Genomic DNA, 23,030 nt, shown 5'->3' with positions numbered 1-23,030 from the left:
TTAGTGCACCAGCTGGTTAATTTCGATAATCGGCATCAGCACCGCCAGGACGATCAGCAGCACCACCACGCCCATGGCCAGGATCAGCGCCGGTTCCAGCAACCCGGCGATGGTCAGCGTGCGCCGCTCCAGGTCCGCCTCCTGCGCGCTGGCGGCGCGGTTCAGCATGGCCGGCAGCTCGCCGGTGATTTCCCCGGCCCGTATCATGTGGATCAGCATCGGCGGGAAGTGCTTCTGCGCCGACAGCGCGCGCGCCAGGCTCACGCCTTCGCGCACCGCGTCGCTGGCTTCCTCCACCAGCTGCTGCATGGCGACGTTGGTCAGCGTGTCGCGGCTGGTCTCGAGCGCGCGCAATATCGGCACGCCGGAGCCGGTGGTGATCGCCAGCGTGCTGGCGAAGCGCGCCGTGTTCAGGCTGCGCTCGAACTTGCCGTACAGCGGCGCGGTCAGCAGCCAGGTGTGCCAGCGCGTCTTGAGCGCGATGTTCTGCAGCGCGCGCCGCCATGAGAACCAGGCGCCGATCAGCAGCACCAGCACGATCAGGCCGTAGTTGCGCACGAAGTCGGACACGGCCAGCATGATCACCGTCAGCACCGGCAGCTTCTGCTTGGTGTTGGCGAACACGGAGACGATCTGCGGCACCACGTAGGTGAGCAGGAAGATCACGATGGCGAACGCCACCACGGTGACGATGGCCGGGTAGGTGAACGCCAGCTTGACCTTCTGCACCAACGCGTTGCGGCGCTCGATGTAGTCGGCCAGGCGCGTGAGCACGCGCGACAGCTGGCCGATCTGCTCGCCCGATGCCACCAGCGCGCGGTAGATCTCGGCGAAGTCGCGTGGATGGCGCGACAGCACTTCGGACAGCGCGGCGCCGCCGATCACTTCGGAACGGATGGAGGCGATCAGGTCGCGCACATAGGGCCGCTCGGCCTGCTCCAGCAGCGCCGAGAAGGCTTGCTCGAGCGGCAGGCCGGCTTCCAGCAGGCTGGCCAGCTGGCGCGTGAACAGCGCCAGCTCGGTGGTCGACAGGCGCTCGCCGAAGCCGCGCCGCTTGGTCTGGCCGCTGGCGTCGACCTGTGCCGAGATGGCTTCCACCTTGAGCGGCGTGAGGCCTTGCGCGCGCAGGTCGGAACGGGCCGAGCGCGGGCTGTCGGCGTTGACCACGCCCTTCCTGGTGGCGCCGCCGGCGTCGACGGCTTCGTAGCGGAATGCTGGCATCTACTTTAGTCCTTGGCGACGCGCAGCAATTCGGCCTGCGTGGTGGTGCCGTCGAGCAGCCAGCGTTCGCCGTCCTCGCGCATGGTCTTCATGCCGCCGGCCTGCGCGGCGGCGCGCACTTCTGCTTCCGAGGCGCGGTTGTGGATCTGGGCGCGGATTTCCTCGGTGGTGCGCAGCAGCTCGTAGATGCCGACCCGGCCCTGGTAGCCGGTGTGGCCGCAGTGCTCGCAGCCCACCGCGTGCCATTGCGCGCCGTCGAAGGTTTTGCAGGACGGGCACAGCTTGCGCACCAGGCGCTGCGCCAGCACGCCGAGCAGCGACGACGACAGCAGGAACGGTTCGATGCCCATGTCCAGCAGGCGCGTAACGGCCGCCGAGGCGTCGTTGGTGTGCAAGGTGGCCAGCACCAGGTGGCCGGTGAGCGAGGCCTGCACCGCGATCTGCGCCGTTTCCAGGTCGCGGATCTCGCCGATCATGATCACGTCCGGGTCCTGGCGCAGGATGGCGCGCAGGGCCTTGGCGAAGGTCATGTCGATGCGCGGGTTGACCTGGGTCTGGCCCACGCCCTGCAGGTCGTATTCGATCGGGTCTTCCACCGTGAGGATGTTGGTGGTGGTGGAGTTCACGCGCGACAGCGCGGCGTACAGCGTGGTGGTCTTGCCGGAGCCGGTGGGGCCAGTCACCAGCACGATGCCGTGCGGCTGGGCGATCAGGCCGTCGAACTGCGGCAGCATGTCCCCGCTCATGCCGAGGTGCTGCAGGTCGAGGCGGCCGGCTTCCTTGTCCAGCAGACGCAGCACGGCGCGCTCGCCGTGGCCGGTGGGCAGCGTGGAGACGCGCACGTCGACCGGCTTGCCGCCAACGCGCAGGGTGATGCGGCCGTCCTGCGGCAGGCGCTTCTCGGCGATGTCGAGCTGCGCCATGATCTTGATGCGCGAGATCAGCGAGCCGTGGATGGCCTTGCGCGGCTTGACCACGTCGCGCAGCGTGCCGTCCACCCGGAAGCGCACCACCGAGGTCTGCTCGAACGGCTCGATGTGGATGTCGGACGCGCCTTCGCGCAGCGCCTGCGTGAGCAGCGCGTTGATCATGCGGATCACCGGCGCGTCGTCGGACGATTCCAGCAGGTCCTCGATGGCCGGCACGTCCTGCAGCAGCTTGGTCAGGTCCAGGTCGGCGTCGAATTCGTCGGCCACCTGCGAGGCGTCGCCGCCGGCGCCGGCGTAGGCCTTGGCGATGGCTTCCTCCAGGTCGGCGCGGCCCAGGGTTTTCAGGTTGATGCGGCCGAAGCGGCGCGACACTTCGGCGATGGCGGCCGGCGCGGTGGCGCTGGACACGTACAGGTCCACCGAGTGCTCGGCTTCCTGGCCCGGCTGGGCCAGCACCGAATAGTCGCGCGCGAAGGCGTAGGGCAGCAGGTTGCTCATTATTGCGGCTTGCCTTCAGACGGCGCGGGCGCCTGGTTCGGATTGAGCTGGCCAGGCTGCAGCGGCGGCACCGGGCGCGCCATCTGGCCGCTGCCGGGGACCGGCGTGCCGTCCTGCAGGCCCGGCAGCATGGGCTGGCCGAGGTTTTTCAGCAGCGGCGTGTCGTTCGGCTTCACGTCCTGCTGGGTGGCGCGCATGTAGTCGTAGCGGTCGGTGGCCAGGCTGGTGCTCTGGTCCTTGTTGCGGATCACCACCGGGCGCAGGAACACCATCAGGTTGGTCTTCTTGCGGCCGCGCTTCTGGTATTTGAACAGGTTGCCCAGCACCGGGATGTCGCCCAGGCCGCGCACCTTTTCCACATTGTCGTTGGCGTCGTCCGAGATCAGGCCGCCCAGCACCACGATCTGGCCGTCGTCGGCAATGATGTTGGTTTCGATCACGCGCGTCTTCAGCACGATGCCGCTTTCGGACGTGACGCTGGTGTCGATGCTGGAGCTCTCGTTGTAGATGGCCAGCTTGATAGTGCCGCCTTCGGAAATCTGCGGGCGCACCTTCAAGGTCAGGCCGACGTCCTTGCGGTCGATGGTCTGGAACGGGTTGGTGCTGGTGCCGGAGGTGGTGGTGAACTGGCCGGTCAGGATCGGCACGTTCTGGCCGACGCGGATGGTGGCCAGCTCGTTGTCCAGCGTGAACACGTTGGGCGTGGACAGGATGTTGGTGCCGCCGTCCGCTTCCAGCGTGTGCGCCACGGCGCCCAGGCCCAGCTTGCCGTTCGCCAGCTGCTTGAAGATACCGATGGTCATGCCGGCGCCCGGCAGCACCTTGCCGTCGCCCGCAGCGAGGCTGAGCAGGTTGTTGCCGGTGCCGCCGGCAAACGAGGTGCCGCCGCCGACGCGGTAGGTGGAGTTGTCGTTGCCGCTCAGGCCCAGCCACTGCACGCCGAACTCGGAAGCCTTGTCGGCGCTCACTTCGACGATCAGCGATTCAATGTAGACCTGGGCGCGGCGCACGTCCAGCTGGTCGATCACGGCGCGCAGGTTGCGGTACACCGACTCGGGCGCGGTGATGATCAGCGTGTTGGTGGTGGCGTCGGCCTGGATGAAGCCGCCCGCGCCGCCGGAGGTCAGCTGGTTGGTGCTGGCGCCCGCGTTCAGCAGCGGATTGGTGGAGCCGGTGGTGCCGGTGCCGCCGGTCATGCCGCTGCCGGTGCTGCCTGTCATGCCGCCGCCCGCCTGGCCCTGCTGGTTGTTCAGGCCCGCCGCGTTGGTGGCCTGGCCGGTGACGCTGCTGTCGCCGGACATGACCGAGCGCAGGGTTTGCGCCAACTTGGTCGCTTCGGCGTTCTTCAGGTAGACCACGTGCACGTTGCCCAGCTGCGCGGTGGGCTGGTCCAGCTTGGCGATCAGCGACTTGGCCAGGTTGGCGCGCGCCACCGACGGCGCGCGCACCACCAGCGAATTGGTGCGCGGGTCCGCCAGCACGCTGACGCGGCCGGAATCGGCGCCGCCGCCGGCGCCCGGCTCGAGCAGCTTGGTGAGCATGGTGGCCAGGTCGCTGGCGATGGCGTAGCGCACCGGGATCACGTCCATGTCGGTGCTGGACGGCGCGTCCAGCGCGGCGATCAGCTTGCCCAGGCGCTTCAGGTTGTCCGCGTAGTCGGTGATGACCAGCGTGTTGTTGCCGGGGTTAGCGTTGATGGTGTTGTTGGGCGTGATGAGCGGGCGCAGCACCGTCACCAGGTTGGCCGACGATTCATAGTTCAGGTGGAACACCTGGGTGGCGATCTGGTCGCCTTTCAGCACCGGGCCGGAGCCGATCTGGGTCGGCGTGGCCTGCAGCTTGGCCTCCGCTTCCGGCACCACCTTGGCGTAGCCGTCGCCGCTGACGATGGCGAAGCCCTGCAGGCGCAGCGCGGAAGTCAGCAGCGCGAACGCCTGCGTCTTGCTCATCGGGCCTTCGGACACCAGCGTCAGCGTGCCTTTCACGCGCGGGTCGATCAGGAAGGTGATGTTGGTGTAGTGGCCCACCGCCTTGATCACCGATTCGATGTCGGCGCCGACGAAGTTGAGCGCGGCGTCGTCGCCGGGGGCGGCCCAGGCGGGTGCTTGCGCGGTCAGCGCCGCGCAGCACAGCATGGCGGCCGCGCTCAGCTGGCGCAGCGTTGGACGTTGGGACTTGCTTGCGGACTGTTTTTTCATTATCTGTACTTATCTGAACTCTAACGCGATGATGTTCTTGCCGCCCTGGTTGGGACGGCGCTGGCCCAGCAAATTCAATAGATTGTCCAGCGACTGCTCATAACCGTCGGCCGCCTGGGCCTGCCCGGAGAATTGCAGGCGGCCGTTCTGCAGGCTGCCTTTCCCGCTCAACAGCAGCGGCCCTTTCAGCGAACTCAGCTCCAGTTGCGCCTGCTGGCCGCGCCAGTCCAGCGCCAGCTGGTAGCTGCCCAGCGGCTTCAGTGGCGACAGCCGCGACGACATGTCTGCCATCTCCAGCGTGGTGCGGCCGTTCACGTCCACCTGCGGTCCCGCCAGCGCCAGCTCCAGCGTGGTCCACGACAGCCGCAGGCGGCCGCTGGGCGCCAGCGTGTTGAGCGGCGCCCCGAGGCCGGCCAGGCCGTCGGCCGGCAGCAGCAAGGCGGACGGACTCAGTTGCCACTGCTTCCAGCTGCCCTTGAAGCTGACCGGCTGCGCCAGCGCCTGCGGGTTCGACAATTCCATGTCCACCATGCCCAGCAGCGACAGCGGCGACAGCTTCCACGCGAAGCGCCCCGGCAGCAGCGGCGTCACCGCGCCGTTGCTGCTGGCCGCGCCGCCGATGAAGGCCGAACCGCGCCACAGCGTACCTTGCGCGTCGCCCAGCGTCAAACGGCCGCCGGTGCGGCCCTCCACCGCGTCCGCCACCCAGGCGGCCGGGAAGAAGGCCAGCACCGCCAGCAGCACGCCCAGCAGCGCCGCCAGCAACCATAGCACGGCGCGCTTCATCGGCCTCCGCCGGCGTTGTTCGCGCCCTGGCCGAAGGCTTGGCGCAGCGTGATACTGGCGTCCACCATGCCGGGCGTGGCCTGGCCGGTGACGACGGCTTCCTGCACCAGCACGGCGCTGTCGCGGCGCTGCGCGTCCAGCCAGGTGACCAGCGCGGCGAACGGCACGCCCTTCACTTCCAGCTTGGCGTATTCGCCGGTGAGGTTGAGCGACTGCGGCTTGAGGCCGGCCGCGTTCAGGCTGGCGTTCAGCGCGTCGCGCGACATCGGCGGCGCCTGCACCGGCGGCCTGGCCGCCAGTTCGGCGGCGCTGCGGCCCAGCGCCTTCAGGTCGGCCACGTCCTGGCGCAGCTGCGGCAGCGCCTTGGCCAGCTTCTCGCGCCCTTCCAGCGCGGGCGACACCAGCACGCTGTACACCAGCGCCAGCCCCACCACGGCGCCGCCGATGGCGAGCATGCGGCGTTCCTGTTCGCTGATTTCATTCCAGAAGGACGATGCGGTGTCGCGCAATTGCTGAATCTTCATCGTTGCTTCGCTCATGCTTTGCTCCCGGTACCAGTGCGGACCTGCCACACGCCGGCCGCCGTTTCCGACAGCGCCAGGCCGCGCGCCGACAGGGCGCCCTGCAGCTGCTGCAGGGTGGCCGCGTCGGCCGCGTTGGGTTTGAGTTTGATGACCAGGCTGCGCTCGCGGTATTCCATCGAGGCGATCAGGTCGCGCTTGCCGGTGGCGGCCAGCGCTTCGCCGAACACGGCGGCCATGGCGGTGAATTCGTCGGGATTGACCTCGCCGCTGCCGGCCTTGGCGGCGGCGATATTCATGCGCATCTGCGCGGCCGGGTCGCGGATCACGGTTTCCTTCGGATAGGCGGCGCGGAAGATCTGCACCATGGACTCGCGCAGCTCGCGCTCTTCGCGCTTCATGCGCAGCCATTCGATATTCATGCCGGCCAGGTTGACCAGCACCGCCAGCAGCGCCAGGCGCAGCGGCCAGCGCCAGCGCTGCCAGGCGCGCGACTGCGCGCCGGTGGCGCCCAGGCCTGCGGCCAGGTCGGGCGCGGCGCCGCCTTTGGCGCTCTTGGCGGCGGACACCCAGTGTTCCCAGCGCTCGGTTTCCAGTTCGACGTGGCTGACGGCGGCCGCCAGCGGCTGGTACTGCGGCAGCAGCGCGGCCGGCAGGTACACCGTCAGCGGCGCGTCGCCGGCCAGCGCGCGCAGCATCTGCAGCGCCGCTTCCGGCTGCGGGCCCACGGTCAGGCCCATGCCGTCCTGCTGGCCCTTGCGCAGGGTCAGTTCCAGGCCGGCGTCGGTTGGCGCCAGCGCGGCCGAGGCGCCGCCCGGCGCCAGCGGCAGGCACAGTTGCGCGGGCAACGCGGAGATCGCCTGCGCGCCCTGCGCCACCAGCGTTTTCACCAGCACTTCCAGCCAGCTGCGCTGCACCACGGCCACGGTGCGGGTGCTGCCGTCCTGGGTGGCGGTCAGCGGCGCCAGGGCCAGCACGCAGTCGGCCGGGTCGCCCAGCACCTGGTCCTCCACCAGCGCCGGCAGCGCGGCCTTCAAGCGCGCGTTCGACAGCGGCGGCACCGCCACATGCAGCAGGGTGACGTCGGCGGCGGCCAGCAACAGCACCACGCGGCGCGCGGAGGCCACCGTGTCGGCCAAGTTGCCGAGCGGGGATGCGCCCTGCTGCATCACGTTGCCGCCGTCGCCCACCAGCGCGAAATGGCACGCGGGCGCGGCGCCGCCGTCGGCGGCCGCCCTGGCTGGATACCGGATGTATAAAGTCGTCAAAGAAGAATCTCGCTTTCGTTCATGCTGCTTTAGCTATCCAAATGAGCTATCCAAACTAAATTTCCCGCATCCACAGCAGCGTGGGCGCCTTGCCGCGAAAAATCAGCGACTGCGCGTCCAGCGCCGCCCGGTCCAGCCTCACATGGCTCAGCACCAGGAAGTAGTCGCTGCGCACATCCACTGCCACGCCCTGCGGCAGGACCTTGCCGCTCTGCCCCAGGTAATTGGTGAAACCCGCCGCGTCCAGAAACGGCGAACGGCGCCGGAACTGCACCATCGTGGCCGCTTCCGACACCGAACAATTCTCCACCAGCGCCGCCAGCACTTCCGGCGGCGCCGTATTCACGTTCACATTAGTGCGGGCCGGCAGCACGATGACGAACTCGCGCAGCTTTTCTATCATTTGCGGCGTGAAGCCCGACACCGACAGCAGGTCTTCCACGCGGATCAGCTCCAGCGGCTCGCGGCGCGTGCCGTTGCTGCTGCCCGCCAGCCCGCTGCCGGCGCCACCGGTCCCGCCTGTTCCTCCGGCACCACCTGTTCCGCCCGTTCCACCGGTGCCACCGGTGCCGGCCGCCACCGGCTGGCTTAGCGCCACTTCCTCGGCCAGCGATTGCGCCAGGCTGGGGTTCAAACTCAGGTGCTGCAGCAGGCGCCGGAACACCTGCACCTGCGCCGGGTCCGGCGCGCCGTTCAGCACCAGGTTGGCGAGATTGTAACGCGCCTGCGCGTCGGTAACCCGGCCGGAGAGGGTGGCATCGAATTTTTCGTTGGCTACCCGCTCGCGTTCGACGTAATCGTCCAGCCGCGTTTCGGCCAGCGGCGTGGCCCAGGGGCCGGTTTCGGAGGTGACGGTAGGGTTGGAAATCTTATCCTGCTGCAGAATCAGGCGCGCCCAGTCCAGCGCGCCGCGCATGATCCACTTGGTCTGCAGGTGCAGTCGCTGATTCTCCATCGAGCGCACCTGCACCTGCTGCTGCCAGAACAGGCTGGCCACGATGGTGACGGCCAGCGTGGTCAGCAGCAGCGCCGTGATGACGGCCACGCCGGCCTGGCGCGCACGGCGGCGCAGCGGGGAACGCATCGGGCCGCGCATCATTTCTCCCCCATCAGGAATACTTTCACCAGTGGCGCCGACTGGCCGTGCAGTTGCACCGTCCATTCCAGGCCGTCGAAGTCCTGCACGCTGGCGCTGCCTGCCCCGCCACCGCCCTCGCCGGCCGAGCCGCCCTGCACGCCCTGCACCGGCTGCCAGGCGCTGTCGCGCCAGCCGCGCACGGCCATGCTGTCCACGCCGCTCTGCAGCGCCACGGAAGGTGCGTTGTCGCTGTCGCTGACAGCCGCTGCCCACAGCGCATCAAGCTGCGCCAGGTCGCGCGTGGGGCGCGATTCGCGGCGCGTGAGCACGCCGTCGCGGATGCGGTAGGTCACCACTTGCAGGCGCGAAGGCTCGCCCTCGGCCAGCACGGTGCGCACGAAGATCATGCGGTCCGCGTCGGCCGCCAGGCTTTCGCGCGAGCGCAGCTGCTTGCGCTGGGCGCGCTGCTCCATGTCGCTTTGCATCTGGGCGAACGCCAGCTGGATGCCGCGCGTCTGCTCCATCTGCTCGGTGAGCGCCTGGCGCGAACGGACGATGCCGTCCAGCCCGCGCCAGCCCAGCACGGCGACGATGGCCAGCACGGTGATGGCCACCAGCAGTTCAACCAGGGTGAAGCCGCGCGCCCGGCGCGGTAGAAAGATAGACGCCATCATTCCTGCAGCTTCAGTTGCACCAGCTTGATGATCAGGCGCTCCGGCTGTTTTTCGTCGAACACGCTGACCTCGACCCGGCGCAGGCGCGGGTTGGGGCTGGCGATCACCTCTTCCTGGCACACCAGTTTCAGGTCGCCCTGCGGGCATTCGAAGGAAGTCTTGCCCACGGAGGGGAACTGCTTGTTCAGGCTCAGGTGCACCAGCCGGTTCTCGGCCGACCAGGTGGCCATCATGGCGGCGCGCAGGCCGTCGCTGTTCTGCGTCAGGCTGCCGACCGCGCGCAGCGAAGCGCCCAGCGCGGTGCCGACGATCATCAGCGCCACCAGCACTTCCAGCAAGGTAAAGCCGCGCGCGCGGCGCGGCGCGGCATGCATATGGTTGGCGCGCATCTCAATCCACCGTGAAATGGCCGATGCCGTCGGCGCGGATGGCGACGCTGACGTCGCCGCTGGCCATGGTCAGCACAAAGGGTTTATCGACCGGCTCGCGGCCGAAGGTGATGCGCAGCGTGTCGCCCGGCACGGTGGAGGCCGGGTCCAGCAGCAGGGTCACGGGGCTGTTCTTGAACTGGCGTTCGCGCAGCAGGTCGTCCTGCTTGTCCTGGGTGGTGATGGGTTCCCACACGCGCTGCTCGTTGCGCACCAGGAAACGGTAGCTTTCCGGTCCCGCCTCGAAGGCCACCAGGCGGTTGCGCACGATGGCTTCGTCGCGCGCCAGCTGCAGCAGCAGCGCCACGCGCTGCGCTTCCTGCTGCATGCTCTGGCGCCGGCTGGGCGCCGCGTTGAGCGACACCAGGCCGACCGTGATGCCGGCAATGACCAGCACCACCAGCAGCTCGATCAGCGTAAAGCCGCGCTGCGGTTGGGTGAAGCGCGCGGCGGCTGCCATGATGGAAGCTTAGTTGTCCCAGGAGCCGATGTCGGCGTCGTCGCCGGTGCCGCCCGGCTGGCCGTCGGCGCCCAGCGAGAACACGTCCACTTCGCCCTTCAGGCCGGGCGACAGCAGCTGGTAGGGGTTGCCCCACGGGTCCTTCGGCATCTTCTCGAGGTAGCCGCCCGCTTTCCAGCCGTTGGCGGCCGGGCCGGTGGTGGGCTTGGTGAGCAGCGCCTGCAGACCCTGTTCGGTGGTCGGATAGCGCTGGTTATCCAGCTTGTACAGTTTCAGCGCCTGCATCACGGTGGCGATATCGACCTTGGCGGCGGCGATTTTCGACTCGCCGGTGCGGCTCAGCAGCTTCGGTACAACCAGCGCCGCCAGCACGCCCATGATGACCACCACCACCATGATCTCGATCAGGGTGAACCCGCGCGCGCGGCGCTTGGCAGGGAATGTTACGTTTTGCATAGACAAGGACACTTTTCAGGTGAGAGTGCGGAAGTATAAGGCTTAATTGTGGAATATAAGGCCTAATCGTGGCGGTGGGCGGAAACGCCGATGCGCTGCAAGGCGCCCTCGTTGCCGCCGCCGGCGATATTGCTCGACACCGGCGCCAGCTTCTTAAGCGCCGGGCCGGCGGCCACGAATGGACGGATGCCCAGCGCGCTGTCCACCTCGTGCGGATAGACCAGGAAGCCGCGCGTGATGACGGCGGCCACCTTGCGCACGTCGCCGATGTTTTTGGTCGGGTCGCCGTCCACCAGCACCAGGTCGGCCAGCTTGCCCGGCGCGATGCTGCCGCGCTCGTGGCTGGTGCGGGTGTACAGCGCGCCGTTGCGGGTGGCCACCTGCAGCGCCTGCGACGGCGTCAGTCCGGCCTGCACCAGCAGCTCCAGCTCGGCCTGCAGGGTGAAGCCCGCCAGCTCGTCGGTGCCGGCCACGATGGGCACGCCGGCGCGGTACAGGCGGCCGACGAAGTCCACCATGTGGGCGTAGGACTGCTCGTAGCGCTTCAGGGTGGGCTCGTCGGCGATCTTCATGGTGCCGACGCGGAAGCCGCGCTGCAGGTCCGGCGGCATATGCGGGGCGATGGCCGCGAACGGCGTGTTCATGTCGCCGTCCTTCTGCTTGAGGAAGGCGAAGGTGGCCAGGGTGGGGTCGATCACGGTCTTCTGCTTCGCCAGGCGGGCGATGAAGTCCTTGACCGGCTTGGAATCGAACTTCAGCGCGGCGCTTTTCTCGGCCGGCAGCACGAAGCGCTCCAGGGTCCGGGTTTCGGTCTGCGGCGTGGCCAGGAAGTTCAGCATCACCTGGTTGATGTGCTGGATCTCGTCGAAGCCCATGTCCAGCGCTTCGAAGGCGCGCAGGCCGGCCGGGATGTGGCCGGACACGCGCATGCCGCGGCTGTGCGCGTACGCCACCGCGTCCTTCAGGATCTCTTTCGGGAAGGAGTTGTAGATCTTCAGCTGCGGGTAGCCATGCTCGGCGTACCAGTCGATGGCGTTTTTCGCCTGCGGCAGCGTCTTCACCACGAAGCCGAGATTGGCCGAGTACGGGCTTTCGCCCTCCAGGAAGCCGGACGGCACCACCTGCGGCGAGAGCAGCTTGCCGGCCGCGGTTTCGTCCATGATCTGCTGCAGCTGGGCGTTGTCGTTGCCCATGTCGCGCACGGTGGTCACGCCGGCGGCGATATTCAGGCCGCCTTCCCAGCGGCCCACGTGGCCGTGCATGTCGAACAGGCCGGGCAGCAGCACGCGGCCGTCGGCGTCGATCTCGTTGACGGCGCCGCGCACCGGCGAGCCGGCCGGCAGCACGGCGGTGATGCGGCCGCGCAGCACGTACACGTCCGAGGCCGGGCCCAGTTTGGCTTTCTCGCTGTCGAACACGCGCGCGTTCTTCACCACGGTCAGGCCGTTCAGCGGATGCTGCAAGGTGGCGGCCAGCTCGGTCAGCATCTTCTGCTCGGCCTCTTTCTGCAGCGCGGCCAGCGCCGGGCCGTTGGCTTCCCAGCCCTGCTCGATGGCGGTGAAGGCGCCCGGGATCACCACCGCGAACAGGCGCGGCTTGGTAGTGCCAGTGCTACCGGCGGCGTTGCCCATGGTGGCCCAGTAGAACTGCGGCGACAGGCCCAGGCCCGTTTGCGCCAGCAGCTGCACCGTCTGGCTCTGGCCGTTCAGGGTCACCTGCGCTTCGGCCAGCTTGCGCTGGGTCAGCGTGCCCGAGGGCAGCAGCGCCAGCTTGCCGTCCGGCGCGGCGGCCAGCGCGCTGATGGCGGCGGACGCCACTTCGAAGGAGTTATTCAGCGGCACGTACATGGCCGGGCCGTTCAGCGCCTGCTCGCCGCGCTCGGTGGTCGACTGCCACGCGGCCTTGCCGTCCCGGATGCCGAACTGCTCGTTGACCACGGCGCCGTAGGTGGAGTTGCCCTGCACCGCGTAGCTGGCCATGGTGCCGTCGGCGTTGTAGCGGATCTGCTCGGTCAGCTCGGGGCCGCGGCCGTTGTTCTTGTAGATGAAACGCACCTTGGTCAGGCCGTCGTCGCCGCGCTCGACCACCTGCTCGCCGGCCTGCTTGCCGTTCTCGGTGATGAGCACATAGCGCAGGGTTTCCGCTGCCGAGGCGGCGGCCGGGGCGTAAGCGGCAAATGCCGAGGCAATCGCCACGGCCATGACGGCGGAAAGTCGCTTCATCTGAGTAAGTCTCCTAGGGTTGTGCGCACACCGGGCAGGCGTCGTTACGGGCGATTTTGATGCAGGTCCAGTCCATGCGCAAGCCGTCCAGCAGCAGCAGGCGGCCGGACAGCGGCTCGCCTATGCCCATCAGCAGCTTGAGCGCCTCGGCCGCCTGCATGGCGCCGACCACGCCCACCAGCGGCGCGAACACGCCCATGGTGGAGCAGGCCACGTCCTCGAAGGGCTGGTCTTGCGGGAACAGGCAGGAATAGCACGGCAGGTCCGCGCTGCGGTCGGCCCCGCCGCGGGGATCGAACACGCTGACCTGGCCGTCGAAGCGGATCACCGCGCCCGACACCAGCGGAACCTGGTGCACCACGCAGGCACGGTTGACCGCGTGGCGGGTGGCGAAGTTGTCGGTGCAGTCGAGCACCACGTCGGCCCGGCTCACCAGCTCGGCCAGGCGCGCGTCGTCCGCGCGCTCGACCAGCGCTTCGATGCCGATGGTGGGGTTGATGGCGGCCAGCGTGGCGCGCGCCGACTCGGCCTTGGGCTGGCCCACGCGCGCCATGTTGTGGGCGATCTGGCGCTGCAGATTGGTCAGCTCGACCGTGTCGTCGTCGATGATGGTGAGCGTGCCCACGCCGGCCGAGGCCAGGTACATGGCGGCCGGCGAGCCCAGGCCGCCGGCGCCGATCACCAGCGCGCGCGCCTCCAGCAGTTTCTGCTGGCCCTCGATGCCGATTTCGTCAAGCAGGATATGGCGCGAGTAGCGCAGCAGCTGGCTGTCGTCCATCGCCTTACTTCTTCTGCGGCTGGGCGGGAGCGTCCTGTTTCACGGGGGCATCCTGCCTGGCGGGCTTGGCGGAGGCCGCCACGTCCAGGTCGCGCGCCTTCTCGGTCTTGGACAGCTGCACCGGCAAGCCCTTGAAGTGGTTCAGCGCCTGCGCCAGCTGGAAGTCGTCCTTGCTGCCGAATTCCACCGGCTTGCGGGTCTTGGACAAGGCCAGGATGCGCTGCTCTTCTTCCAGTTCATCGTGCACCGGCTGCGGCGCGGACGGCAGCTCGGCCTCGTCCTTGTTGTTCAGGTGCTTGACCAGGTCGGCCTCGCGCAGGCGCAGGCTGTTCAGGCCGTCGCCGTCGGCGGTTTCATCGACCAGCATGTCCGGCACGATGCCGCGCGCCTGGATCGAGCGGCCGTGCGGCGTGTAGTAGCGCGCGGTGGTCAGCTTGACGGCGGTGTCGGCGGTGAGCTGGCGCAGGGTCTGCACCGAGCCTTTGCCGAAGGTCTGCGTGCCCATGACGACGGCGCGCTTGTAGTCCTGCAGCGCGCCGGCCACGATTTCGGAGGCCGAGGCCGAGCCGGAATTGACCAGCACCACCATCGGCACGGTCTTCAGCGCGGCCGGCAGCTTGGCCAGCGGGTCGCTGTTGGCGCGGCCGGAATAGTATTCGGGGCGGGCGTAGAAAGTCTGCTTGGAGTCGGCCAGCTGGCCGTTGGTGGAAACCACCACGGCGTCCCTGGGCAGGAAGGCGGCCGACACGCCGATGGCGCCCGGCACCACGCCGCCCGGGTCGTTGCGCAGGTCCAGCACCAGGCCCTTGATGCCGGGGTTCTGCTCGTACAGCTTGCCCAGCTTGCGCGCCAGGTCGTCCACCGTGGGTTCCTGGAACTGCGACACGCGCAGCCAGGCGTAGCCCGGTTCGATCATCTTGGCTTTCACGCTTTGCACGCGGATCTCTTCGCGCACGATGGGCACGATGATCGGCTTGTCCTCGCCCTTGCGCGACAGCGTCAGCACGATTTTCGAGTGCGGCTCGCCGCGCATTTTCTTGATCGCCTCGTCCAGCGACAGGCCGCGGATGGGCGTATTGTCGAGGCGGGTGATCAGGTCGCCGGCCTTGATGCCGGCCTTGAAGGCGGGCGAATCCTCGATCGGCGACACCACCTTGACGTAGCCGTCCTCGATGCCCACCTCGATGCCGATGCCGACGAACTTGCCCAGCATGGACTCGCGCATCTCCTTGAAGGCCTTCTTGTCCAGGTACACCGAGTGCGGATCGAGCGAGGCCACCATGCCGGAAATGGCTTCGGTGACCAGCTTTTTCTCGTCCACGTCCTCCACGTAGTCGGACTTGATCAGGCCGAACACGTCCGACAGCTGGCGCAATTCCTCCAGCGGCAGGGGCATGGCCGGCGCTTTCTGAGCCACAGCGGAAAACTGCAGGGAGGCGGCCACGCCGGCCACCATGCCCAGGCCGATCAGGCCGAAATTCTTGAACTTGTTACCCATGATTCTTCCGCTGTGTTGGACTTTAGAATTTGACCCAGCTGGCCGGATCGAATTCCTTGCCCTTGTGCCTGAGCTCAAAGTATAAACCCGATTCTTCGTTGCCGCCGGTGTTTCCGGCCGCCGCGATGACGTCGCCGGCCTTGACCACCTCGCCCACCCGCCGCAGCAGCGACTGGTTGTTGGCGTACAGGCTCCAGTACTGGCCGCCGTGGTCAACGATGATCAGGTTGCCGAAGCCGCGCAGCCAGCTCGCGTGCACCACCCGTCCGCTGGCCACGGTGTGCACCTCGGCCCCTTCGGCGGCGCGGATGAACATGCCTTTCCAGCTGGGGCCGTCGCCCCGCTTGCTGCCGTAGCGCGCGGCAACCTTGCCCGCCACCGGCGGACGCAGCTGGCCTTTCAGCGCGGCGAAGGCGCCGTCCGGCATGGCCGGGGCCAGCGCGATGTCGGCCTTGCGCGCCGGCGGCTCTTCCTTCACGGCCGCCACTTTCGATTCGTCCACTTCGATCGGCTCCAGCTTGCCGCCCTCGCCTGCCGGGGCCGGCGGGGTGGCCTGGGCGGTCTGCGGTGGCGGCGTCACCGCGGCCGGCGGCAGCGGCAGCGGCGCCGGTTTCGGCTTGCCCTCGGCCTTGGCGATGCGTTCGCGCTCGGCCTGTTCGGCCCTGGCCTTGGCCAGCGCTTCGGCGCGCGCCTTGGCCTGTTCGCGGGCCTTGGCCTGCGCCAGCGCCTTCGCCTCGGCGTCGGCCTTGGCCTTGGCGGCCCTGGCGGCGGCCACGCGTTCCAGGCGCGCCTTCTCGGCGGCGGCGGCCCTGGCCTGTTCTTCGATCAGCTTGCCCAGCTTGTCCACCAGGCCGGCCATGCGCTGCTCGTCCTGCGCCAGCTTGCCGGCTTCCTTGCGCTGCGCCACCAGGCGCTGCGACAGGCCGGCCAGCACGGCGGCGCGCTTGGCTTTCTCCTTGACCAGCAGCTCTTTCTGCTGCTGTTCTTCCTGCGCGATTTCGTCCAGCTCGTCGCGCGCGTTCTGCGCCTCGGCCTGGTTCGCCTCCACCGCGCGCAGGTTGGCGCGCAGCGAGTCGAGCAGCCGCGCCTGCGCCTGCGACACATAGGCCATCAGCTGCAGGTCGCGGTTGATGCGGTTCGGGTTGTCCCCGGACAGCAGCAGTTTGATGCGGTCTTCATTGCCCGCCACGTATTGCTCGCGCAGCAGCTTGGCCAGCTGCTGCTTTTGCAGCTCCACCGTGGCCTGCAGGCGCGCGCGCTCCTCGCCCAGCGCTTGCAGCCGGACGCTGGTCTGGGATTGCTCCTCGGAAAGCTCGCGCAGGCTGCGGTTGGCGTTCGAGATCGCCTCCTCGGACTCGGCCAGCGTGTCGGCCGCGTCCTCGCGGGCGCTCTCGGTCTTGCCGATGTCGCGCTTGAGCTCGTTGAGCTTTTGCTGCAGGCCGGCGCGCTCGGCTTCGGCTTGCAGCTTCTGCTTGCTGCGCTCGGTGGGCTTGGCGGGGGCGGCTTGCGCACCGGCAGCCGTCCCCAGCGTCAGCAGCAGCGCCAGCGCGGCCGCCCCCGCACTGCGGGTGGTAGAAGACCAGGACATCAACTATTTACTTGGCCTTGCCCTGGTTGGCCACCGCGGCTTGCGCGGCGGCGATGGCGGCCGGGTCGCCCAGGTAGTAGTGGCGGATCGGCTTCAGGTCGGCGTCCAGCTCGTACACCAGCGGCTGGCCGTTGGGGATGTTCAGGCCGACGATGTCGCTGTCGCTGATGCCGTCGAGCATCTTGATCAGCGCGCGCAGGCTGTTGCCGTGGGCCGAGATGATGATTTTCTTGCCGGCGCGGATGGCCGGGGCGATTTCCTCGTCCCAGGCCGGCATCACGCGCGCCACGGTGTCCTTCAGGCATTCGGTCAGCGGGATGCTGTCCTTCGGCAGGCCGGCGTAGCGCGGGTCGTTGAAGGAGGTGCGCTCGTCGTCTTCGGCCAGCGGCGGCGGCGGCGTGTCGTAGCTGCGGCGCCATACCAGCACCTGCTCGTCGCCGTACTTGGCGGCCGTTTCGCCCTTGTCCAGGCCCTGCAGCGCGCCGTAGTGGCGTTCGTTCAGGCGCCAGTCGTGCTTGATCGGCAGATACATCATGTCCATTTCGTCCAGCGCCAGCCACAGGGTGCGGATGGCGCGCTTGAGCACCGAGGTGTAAGCCAGGTCGAAGGTGTAGCCTTCCTGTTTCAGGACCTGGCCGGCGGCTTTGGCTTCCGCCACGCCCTTTTCCGTCAGGTCGACATCGGTCCAGCCGGTGAAGCGGTTTTCGAGGTTCCAGGTGGATTCGCCGTGACGCATGAAGACAATTTTGTACATAGGACTATCTATAAAGTGTGAAAAAATCTGCGGGAGGCAGCGTTTCAGCCTCTGTTCAGCTTCTATTTTATAATGCGCGCATAACCTATAACCATTGGAACACCGTGAAATTCCTTATTGATCAGATTTTTCTTATTGGCATCGTCGCCCTGTCGGGTGGCGCACTGCTGTGGCCGGTCCTGACCCAGCGCGGCAAAAAAGTGACCCCGGCCGAGGCCGTGCAGTTGATAAACCGCGGCAAGACCACCATCCTGGATGTGCGCGACGCCAAGGAATACGCCGACGGCCACCTGCCGGACGCCAAACATATCCCGGCTGGCGAGCTCAAGCAGCGCGTCGCCGAGCTGGACAAATTCAAAAGCCGCACCATCGTGGTGGTGTGCCAAAAGGGCGGCCGCGCCTTCGGCGCCGCCAAGCTGCTGGGCGGCGCGGGCTTTGATAACGTGGTCGTGCTCGATGGCGGCCAGTCCGCCTGGCAGACCGCCGGCCTGCCGCTGACTAAATAAGAGAGGATAGCACCATGACAGCCAACGTAACCCTGTACAGCACTGCCGTGTGCCCGTACTGCGTGCGCGCCGAGCGCCTGCTGGAAGCCAAGGGCGTGACCGGCATCAACAAGATCCGCGTCGACCTCGATCCCGAGCAGCGCGTGCTGATGATGCAGAAAACCGGCCGCCGCACCGTGCCGCAAATCTATATCGGCGACACCCATGTGGGCGGTTTCGACGATTTGTATGCGCTCGATCAAGCCGGCGGCCTGGACCCCTTGTTAAAAGCCTGACCGCCCTCAAATTGGTTTTGCTACAATTGCTGCGCATTGGCGCGCCCGCCCTCCCGGGACGGGCCGCGCGGGTACCCTAACAGCGAGCGGTTTTGCCGCTCTTTTCCTACATAAGAAAGCGCACCATGTCTGACGAAAATCTGCAACCAGTCTTCCAAATCCAACGCGTCTACCTGAAAGACATGTCGCTGGAACAGCCGAACTCCCCAGCCATTTTCCTGGAACAGGAAGCGCCTGCGATCGAAGTCGCGCTGGACGTGGCTGCCGAGCCGCTGGCTGAAGGCATCTTCGAATCGACCGTCACCATCACCGTGACCGCCAAGATCAAAGACAAAGTGGCTTTCCTGGTTGAAGGCAAGCAAGCCGGTATCTTCGAAGCGCGCAACATCCCTGCCGAACAGCTGGACCCGCTGCTGGGCATCGGTTGCCCGAACATCGTGTACCCTTACCTGCGCGCCAACATTGCCGACATGATCACCCGTGCCGGCTTCCCGCCCGTGCACCTGGCCGAGATCAACTTCGAAGTGTTCTACCAGCAGCGCCTGCAAGCGCTGGCTGAGCAGCAAGCTGCCGCAGCACCTGCCGAAGGCGCGGCGCACTAATTGCGTTAGCAGTAACGATGCAATCCGGCGGGGCGCCTGGCGCGCCGCCCTCTCAAAGGCCGGCAGCGGCCTTTGCGTTTTTTCACTCCCGAATTCTGATCAGAGGCCCGGTATGACACTCTTCCGATGGATCGCAGGCGCAGCACTGCTGCTGGCCGCTACGGCCGGGCATGCGCTCGACTTCAAATCGGTGGGCGCGGCCCCGGCCATCCTGTACGACGCGCCGTCCACCAAGGGCGGCAAGCTGTTCGTGGCGCCGCGCGGCATGCCGCTGGAAGTGGTGCTGAGCTACGGCGAATGGGTCAAGGTGCGCGACGCCAGCGGCGACCTGGCCTGGACCGAGGCCAAAAGCCTGAGCGCCAAGCGCACCCTGGTGGTGCGCGCCGCCAACACCAAGGTGCGCGCGTCCGCCGACGACAGCGCCGCCACGGTGTTCCTGGCCGACAAGGGCGTGCTGCTGGAACTGGCCGAAGCGGCCGGCAACGGCTGGGTCAAGGTGCGCCACCGCGACGGCCTGACCGGCTATGTGAAAAGCAGCGATATCTGGGGCATTTAAGAACAATCCCATGCAGAACCATCAACATGCCGCCGGCGCGCGCCGGATCAGCGTGCTCGGCGCAGGCGCCTGGGGCACGGCTGTCGCCATGGCGCTGGCCGCCCGCCACGATGTTTTGTTGTGGGGGCGCAACAAAGCCGCCATGCATGAAATGGCGGCCGCGCGCGACAATCTCCACTATCTTCCCGGCCACCCGTTCCCGCCCGGCTTGCGCATCGGCGCCGATTTCGACGCCGCGCTGGCCCACGGCAGCGACCTGCTGATCGCGGCCTGCCCGGTGGCCGGCCTGCGCCCGCTGCTGGAACAGCTGAAGGGGCGCGCCATCCCCAACCTGGTGTGGCTGTGCAAGGGCTTCGAATACGGCACCGGCCTGCTGCCGCACCAAATCATGCGCGAGGTGCTGGGCGACAGCGTGCCGGGCGGCGCGCTGTCCGGCCCCTCGTTCGCGCAGGAAGTGGCGCGCGGCCTGCCGTGCGCGCTGACCATCGCGTCCAGCTCGGCGCCGCTGCGCGACTGCGTGGTGGCGGCCATGCACGGCGGCAATATCCGGGTCTACAGCAGCGCCGATCTGGTGGGCGTGGAAGTGGGCGGCGCCGTCAAGAACGTGCTGGCCATCGCCACCGGCGTGGCCGACGGCCTGGGCCTGGGCCTGAACGCGCGCGCCGCCCTCATCACGCGCGGCCTGGCCGAGATCACCCGCCTGGGCACCGCGCTGGGCGGCCAAGTGGAAACCTTCATGGGCCTGACCGGGATGGGCGACCTGATCCTCACCTGCACCGGCGACCTGTCGCGCAACCGGCGCGTCGGCCTCGGCCTGGCGCAGGGCAAGGCGCTGGACACCATCGTCAGCGAGCTGGGCCATGTGGCCGAGGGCGTGCCCTGCGCCAAGGCCGTGCGCGAGCTGGCGGCCCGGCTGGGCGTGGACATGCCGATCACCAACGCGGTGGCCGGCGTGCTGTTCGACGGCGACCAGCCGCAGGCCATGGTGGCGCAGTTGCTGGCGCGCGATCCGCGCGGCGAAAATGGCTTGCCGATATGAAATTTCTGGTGTTCAAAAGTTAAATAATGTTCCGTCAATTGTCATTTGACCGAACAAAATAAATGCGGCGCACGCTTCAATCCGGCGCTAATTTGCCTCAATTTTGTGCGAAACTAGTTGTCATGCAGGGCGGCAACGCCCCACTCTTCCTATATTTTCAGAAGATCATTGGCAATGAAACATTCTCTTTCGTCCATCGAACTGTCCAGTAATAGCAACCCGGAAAAACAGCGCCGCCGCTTCATCCAGCTGATGTCGGCCAGCGCCGCCACCATGGCGCTGCAAGCCTGCGGCGGCGGCGGCAGCGCCACCGCCGGCACCACCCAGGCCGGCCCCACGCCGGCCGAACCGGCGCCGCCGCCGAGCACCGCTTCCGGCGGCGCCAGCGGCCCGTCGGCCCTGGTGCCGGCTGGCACGCCGCCGGTGTGGACCGTGGTGCCCACCTTGACGTTTACGCAAGGCGTGGCCAGCACCATTTCCATTTCCAAATACGTCAAGAGCGCCAGCGGCGGTCCGCTGGCCATCGCCCTGAACGGCCTGGCGCTGCCGCCCGGCGTGACTTACAACGCCAGGACCTTGTCCTTCGTCTACGACGGCATCGGCGCAGTCGGCAGCACTGACGGCCACGTGCTGACCGCCAGCGACATCTGACAGGCTGACCTTATGGCACAGTCCTCCTCGAACCCCTTCATGATCCAGGTGCAGGCGCCTGCGGCATCGTTCGCCAGCTTCACGCTGAACTCGGCGACCGGCGGCGCCAACCTGCCGTTTACCCTGGGCCAGGCCTTCCGCCAGGGCCAGGTGCCGGCCGGCAAATTCGTCGGCAGCAGCCTGCCCGGCCTGCAGGTGACGGCCAAGAACCACTGGCCGGACGGCTCGCTCAAGTTCGCCACCCTGTCCGGGCGCGCCACGCTGGCCGCCAACACGCCGCAAAGCTACACGCTGAACGCCAGCGGCACGGCCGGCACCGCCGCCGCGCTCGGCACGGCCGGGCTGCGCGCCGTCAACCTGGCCGCCGCCGTCGGCGCCGGCAGCTTCGGCACGGCCAGCTGGTCCGGCGCCGACTGGGACGCGCCCTTCATGGCCTGGGTGGCCGGCCCGGCCATGAGTTCCTGGATCTACCGCAAGCCCATCGGCAGCGACGCGCACCTGGTGGCGTGGCTGGAAGTGCGGCTGTACGCGGGCGGCGCGGTGGAAGTGCTGCCCTGGGTGGAAAACGGCTACCTGAAAGTGGCCGGCCCCACCAACAAGAGCGCCACCTACACCTTCAGCCTGGGCGGCACGCAGCGCTTCAGCGCGGCCATCGACCTGCCGCACCATTGCCGCACCGTGCTGCTGCAGGGCGCCGCGCACGGCCACTGGCTAGGCAGCGACCCGCAGATCACCCCCAGCCACGACAAGGCCTATCTGCAGGCTTCGCGCCTGGTGCCGGCCTACCGCGGCGCGGTGCCGTCCACCGCCACGGCATTCAACGGCCTGGCAACCACGTACACGCCTTTGCAGCAGGGTAATTACGCGAACGCCATGGGCCAGACCGGCTACCACGGCGCGATCGGCCTGCTTCCCGACTGGGACGCGCTCTACCTGACCAGCAGCGACGCGCGCGCCTACGCCGCCGTGCTGGTGAACGCCTACGGCGCGGGCCGCTACGGCATCCACTTCCGCGACGAGACCACCCAGCGGCCGCTGCGCTTTTCCAGCTACCCCAACCTGGTGGCGCACGGCAGCAGCTCGGTCAGCGGCGTGGGCGGTTCGAGCAAGGGCCAGACCACGGCGGCGGCCACCGGCACCGTCGCCCCGGTGTGGGACACGCCGCACCATCCGGCCATCGGCTACACCGCCTATCTGCTGACGGGGCGCTTCTACTTCATGGAGGAAGTGCAGTTCTCGGCCACCCTGGGCTACCTGAAGAATCCGGACACCCACCGCAGCTACGCGAACGGGGTGTTCCTGTCCAACTCCGGATCCAACACCACGCGCGGCGCGGCATGGTCGCTGCGCACGCTGGCGCAGGCGCTGTGCGTGACGCCCGACAGCGACACGGCGCTGCGCGGCGAATTCGCCGCCTCGCTGGCCGCCAACGTGGAGCATTACCACGCCACCTATGTGGCCAAGCCCAACAACAAGTTCGGCTTCGTGGTGCCTTACACCAACTATACGCAGGGCTACGGCGTGCAGTCCGAAGCCACCTGGCAGCAGGACTTCTTCACCGCCGCCATCGGCTACGCGATCGACCTGCAGCCGCCGCTGGCGGCCACCGTGCTCGGCAAGCTGAACGCGTTCTTCGCCTGGAAGGCACAAAGCATCATCGGCCGCCTGGGCGGCACCGCCGACAGCGACTATCTGTACCGCGACGCGGCCCAGTACTACATGCCGGTGGCGCCGGTCGAGCGCGCCGACTTCGAAGGCGGCACCGGCCCGTGGTACGCCAGCTGGGGCGACCTGTACTTCGCGGCCCAGGCGGTGCGCAACCCCGGCGTGGCCGGCCCCCTGCGGGGCGGCAACTTCCCGGACGCCACCGGCTACTGGGGCAACCTGCAGCCCGCCATCGCCTATGCCGTGCAGCACGGCGTGCCCGGCGCGCAAGCTGCCTACAACCGCATGATCAGCGCCAGCAACTGGAACGAACTGGCCGCAGGCTGGAACAAATCGCCCGGATGGGGCGTGCAGCCGCGCGTCAGCTAACTCCGCCAAG

The 23,030-nt window shown here is 67.9% G+C and carries 23 protein-coding genes; 7 read left to right on the top strand and 16 right to left on the bottom strand.

The features are described from left to right. The 16 genes from gspF to gpmA all read right to left on the bottom strand — a co-directional run bounded on the left by gspF (position 1) and on the right by gpmA (position 17,357). Entirely contained in the window at positions 1–1,221 is a 1,221-nt protein-coding gene (gspF, locus tag AC56DV_RS15905; protein ID WP_496315244.1) for a type II secretion system inner membrane protein GspF, read from the bottom strand. 5 nt (positions 1,222–1,226) lie between these two features. Continuing rightward, entirely contained in the window at positions 1,227–2,648 is a 1,422-nt protein-coding gene (gene gspE / locus AC56DV_RS15900) for a type II secretion system ATPase GspE (RefSeq protein WP_496315243.1), read from the bottom strand. Next, complete coding sequence (gene gspD / locus AC56DV_RS15895; protein WP_496315242.1) at positions 2,648–4,846, bottom strand: type II secretion system secretin GspD; 2,199 nt, start codon at positions 4,844–4,846, stop codon at positions 2,648–2,650. Before gspD ends, gspE begins: the two co-directional genes overlap by 1 nt. A gap of 9 nt (positions 4,847–4,855) precedes the next feature. Then, a complete protein-coding gene (locus tag AC56DV_RS15890) occupies positions 4,856–5,632 on the bottom strand; it encodes a type II secretion system protein N (protein ID WP_496315241.1) in 777 nt (258 codons plus the stop codon). Continuing rightward, the gene (locus AC56DV_RS15885; RefSeq protein ID WP_496315240.1) at positions 5,629–6,171 is read right to left on the bottom strand and encodes a type II secretion system protein M; all 543 of its coding nucleotides are present in this window, start codon (positions 6,169–6,171) and stop codon (positions 5,629–5,631) included. The genes AC56DV_RS15890 and AC56DV_RS15885 overlap by 4 nt, the downstream gene beginning before the upstream one ends. Then, positions 6,168–7,421 (bottom strand): type II secretion system protein GspL, encoded by a 1,254-nt coding sequence (gene gspL, locus AC56DV_RS15880; RefSeq protein ID WP_496315239.1) that lies wholly within the window; start codon positions 7,419–7,421, stop codon positions 6,168–6,170. The genes AC56DV_RS15885 and gspL overlap by 4 nt, the downstream gene beginning before the upstream one ends. A gap of 55 nt (positions 7,422–7,476) precedes the next feature. Continuing rightward, positions 7,477–8,520: a type II secretion system minor pseudopilin GspK gene (gene gspK / locus AC56DV_RS15875; RefSeq protein WP_496315238.1), complete on the bottom strand. Its 1,044-nt coding sequence runs from the start codon at positions 8,518–8,520 to the stop codon at positions 7,477–7,479. Further along, complete coding sequence (locus AC56DV_RS15870) at positions 8,517–9,173, bottom strand: PulJ/GspJ family protein (RefSeq protein ID WP_496315237.1); 657 nt, start codon at positions 9,171–9,173, stop codon at positions 8,517–8,519. The genes gspK and AC56DV_RS15870 overlap by 4 nt, the downstream gene beginning before the upstream one ends. Further along, entirely contained in the window at positions 9,170–9,562 is a 393-nt protein-coding gene (gspI, locus tag AC56DV_RS15865; RefSeq protein ID WP_496315236.1) for a type II secretion system minor pseudopilin GspI, read from the bottom strand. The genes AC56DV_RS15870 and gspI overlap by 4 nt, the downstream gene beginning before the upstream one ends. 1 nt (position 9,563) lies before the next feature. Beyond that, positions 9,564–10,061, bottom strand: coding sequence for a type II secretion system minor pseudopilin GspH (gspH, locus tag AC56DV_RS15860; RefSeq protein ID WP_496315235.1), 498 nt, complete (start codon positions 10,059–10,061; stop codon positions 9,564–9,566). A gap of 9 nt (positions 10,062–10,070) precedes the next feature. Beyond that, positions 10,071–10,517, bottom strand: a complete 447-nt coding sequence (gspG, locus tag AC56DV_RS15855; RefSeq protein WP_496315234.1) for a type II secretion system major pseudopilin GspG — start codon at positions 10,515–10,517, stop codon at positions 10,071–10,073. A gap of 62 nt (positions 10,518–10,579) precedes the next feature. Continuing rightward, positions 10,580–12,739 (bottom strand): amidohydrolase family protein, encoded by a 2,160-nt coding sequence (locus AC56DV_RS15850; RefSeq protein ID WP_496315233.1) that lies wholly within the window; start codon positions 12,737–12,739, stop codon positions 10,580–10,582. Between the two features lie 13 nt (positions 12,740–12,752). Further along, entirely contained in the window at positions 12,753–13,517 is a 765-nt protein-coding gene (locus tag AC56DV_RS15845) for a HesA/MoeB/ThiF family protein (RefSeq protein WP_496315232.1), read from the bottom strand. A gap of 4 nt (positions 13,518–13,521) precedes the next feature. After that, on the bottom strand, positions 13,522–15,015 hold the full coding sequence (locus AC56DV_RS15840) for a S41 family peptidase (RefSeq protein WP_496315231.1): 1,494 nt from the start codon (positions 15,013–15,015) through the stop codon (positions 13,522–13,524). 22 nt (positions 15,016–15,037) lie between these two features. Further along, the gene (locus AC56DV_RS15835; protein WP_496315230.1) at positions 15,038–16,603 is read right to left on the bottom strand and encodes a murein hydrolase activator EnvC family protein; all 1,566 of its coding nucleotides are present in this window, start codon (positions 16,601–16,603) and stop codon (positions 15,038–15,040) included. A 7-nt stretch (positions 16,604–16,610) separates the two neighbouring features. Further along, complete coding sequence (gene gpmA, locus AC56DV_RS15830; protein ID WP_496315229.1) at positions 16,611–17,357, bottom strand: 2,3-diphosphoglycerate-dependent phosphoglycerate mutase; 747 nt, start codon at positions 17,355–17,357, stop codon at positions 16,611–16,613. 104 nt (positions 17,358–17,461) lie between these two features. Between gpmA and AC56DV_RS15825 the strand changes: the two genes are divergently transcribed. The 7 genes from AC56DV_RS15825 to AC56DV_RS15795 all read left to right on the top strand — a co-directional run bounded on the left by AC56DV_RS15825 (position 17,462) and on the right by AC56DV_RS15795 (position 23,020). Further along, positions 17,462–17,863: a rhodanese-like domain-containing protein gene (locus tag AC56DV_RS15825; protein WP_496315636.1), complete on the top strand. Its 402-nt coding sequence runs from the start codon at positions 17,462–17,464 to the stop codon at positions 17,861–17,863. Positions 17,864–17,877: 14 nt separating this feature from the next. Further along, positions 17,878–18,138 (top strand): glutaredoxin 3, encoded by a 261-nt coding sequence (gene grxC / locus AC56DV_RS15820; protein ID WP_496315228.1) that lies wholly within the window; start codon positions 17,878–17,880, stop codon positions 18,136–18,138. 125 nt (positions 18,139–18,263) lie between these two features. Then, positions 18,264–18,740: a protein-export chaperone SecB gene (gene secB, locus AC56DV_RS15815; protein WP_496315227.1), complete on the top strand. Its 477-nt coding sequence runs from the start codon at positions 18,264–18,266 to the stop codon at positions 18,738–18,740. A gap of 112 nt (positions 18,741–18,852) precedes the next feature. Continuing rightward, positions 18,853–19,296, top strand: coding sequence for an SH3 domain-containing protein (locus AC56DV_RS15810; protein ID WP_496315226.1), 444 nt, complete (start codon positions 18,853–18,855; stop codon positions 19,294–19,296). 10 nt (positions 19,297–19,306) lie between these two features. After that, positions 19,307–20,335, top strand: a complete 1,029-nt coding sequence (locus tag AC56DV_RS15805) for an NAD(P)H-dependent glycerol-3-phosphate dehydrogenase (protein ID WP_496315225.1) — start codon at positions 19,307–19,309, stop codon at positions 20,333–20,335. 174 nt (positions 20,336–20,509) lie between these two features. Beyond that, positions 20,510–20,986, top strand: coding sequence for a hypothetical protein (locus AC56DV_RS15800; protein ID WP_496315224.1), 477 nt, complete (start codon positions 20,510–20,512; stop codon positions 20,984–20,986). A 12-nt stretch (positions 20,987–20,998) separates the two neighbouring features. After that, positions 20,999–23,020 (top strand): hypothetical protein, encoded by a 2,022-nt coding sequence (locus AC56DV_RS15795; protein WP_496315223.1) that lies wholly within the window; start codon positions 20,999–21,001, stop codon positions 23,018–23,020. The last annotated feature ends 10 nt before the right edge of the window (positions 23,021–23,030 follow it).

It is taken from the genome of Massilia sp. BGA-UO-ETr-WB1 (assembly GCF_059567845.1).
Note: the sequence above shows the minus strand (reverse complement) of the source record. Positions and strands in the feature narration are given on the sequence as shown.

What these genes read in the sequence shown, in the direction of transcription:
- gspG (WP_496315234.1), bottom strand. Translation starts at nt 10,517, where the DNA reads ATGCAAAACGTAACATTCCCTGCCAAGCGCCGCGCGCGCGGGTTCACC.
- AC56DV_RS15885 (WP_496315240.1), bottom strand. Translation starts at nt 6,171, where the DNA reads ATGAGCGAAGCAACGATGAAGATTCAGCAATTGCGCGACACCGCATCG.
- AC56DV_RS15795 (WP_496315223.1), top strand. Translation starts at nt 20,999, where the DNA reads ATGGCACAGTCCTCCTCGAACCCCTTCATGATCCAGGTGCAGGCGCCT.
- AC56DV_RS15810 (WP_496315226.1), top strand. Translation starts at nt 18,853, where the DNA reads ATGACACTCTTCCGATGGATCGCAGGCGCAGCACTGCTGCTGGCCGCT.
- secB (WP_496315227.1), top strand. Translation starts at nt 18,264, where the DNA reads ATGTCTGACGAAAATCTGCAACCAGTCTTCCAAATCCAACGCGTCTAC.
- AC56DV_RS15890 (WP_496315241.1), bottom strand. Translation starts at nt 5,632, where the DNA reads ATGAAGCGCGCCGTGCTATGGTTGCTGGCGGCGCTGCTGGGCGTGCTG.
- grxC (WP_496315228.1), top strand. Translation starts at nt 17,878, where the DNA reads ATGACAGCCAACGTAACCCTGTACAGCACTGCCGTGTGCCCGTACTGC.
- gspE (WP_496315243.1), bottom strand. Translation starts at nt 2,648, where the DNA reads ATGAGCAACCTGCTGCCCTACGCCTTCGCGCGCGACTATTCGGTGCTG.
- AC56DV_RS15845 (WP_496315232.1), bottom strand. Translation starts at nt 13,517, where the DNA reads ATGGACGACAGCCAGCTGCTGCGCTACTCGCGCCATATCCTGCTTGAC.
- gpmA (WP_496315229.1), bottom strand. Translation starts at nt 17,357, where the DNA reads ATGTACAAAATTGTCTTCATGCGTCACGGCGAATCCACCTGGAACCTC.
- gspD (WP_496315242.1), bottom strand. Translation starts at nt 4,846, where the DNA reads ATGAAAAAACAGTCCGCAAGCAAGTCCCAACGTCCAACGCTGCGCCAG.
- AC56DV_RS15835 (WP_496315230.1), bottom strand. Translation starts at nt 16,603, where the DNA reads ATGTCCTGGTCTTCTACCACCCGCAGTGCGGGGGCGGCCGCGCTGGCG.
- AC56DV_RS15800 (WP_496315224.1), top strand. Translation starts at nt 20,510, where the DNA reads ATGAAACATTCTCTTTCGTCCATCGAACTGTCCAGTAATAGCAACCCG.
- AC56DV_RS15870 (WP_496315237.1), bottom strand. Translation starts at nt 9,173, where the DNA reads ATGATGGCGTCTATCTTTCTACCGCGCCGGGCGCGCGGCTTCACCCTG.
- gspK (WP_496315238.1), bottom strand. Translation starts at nt 8,520, where the DNA reads ATGATGCGCGGCCCGATGCGTTCCCCGCTGCGCCGCCGTGCGCGCCAG.
- gspH (WP_496315235.1), bottom strand. Translation starts at nt 10,061, where the DNA reads ATGGCAGCCGCCGCGCGCTTCACCCAACCGCAGCGCGGCTTTACGCTG.
- gspI (WP_496315236.1), bottom strand. Translation starts at nt 9,562, where the DNA reads ATGCGCGCCAACCATATGCATGCCGCGCCGCGCCGCGCGCGCGGCTTT.
- gspF (WP_496315244.1), bottom strand. Translation starts at nt 1,221, where the DNA reads ATGCCAGCATTCCGCTACGAAGCCGTCGACGCCGGCGGCGCCACCAGG.
- AC56DV_RS15805 (WP_496315225.1), top strand. Translation starts at nt 19,307, where the DNA reads ATGCAGAACCATCAACATGCCGCCGGCGCGCGCCGGATCAGCGTGCTC.
- AC56DV_RS15840 (WP_496315231.1), bottom strand. Translation starts at nt 15,015, where the DNA reads ATGGGTAACAAGTTCAAGAATTTCGGCCTGATCGGCCTGGGCATGGTG.
- AC56DV_RS15850 (WP_496315233.1), bottom strand. Translation starts at nt 12,739, where the DNA reads ATGAAGCGACTTTCCGCCGTCATGGCCGTGGCGATTGCCTCGGCATTT.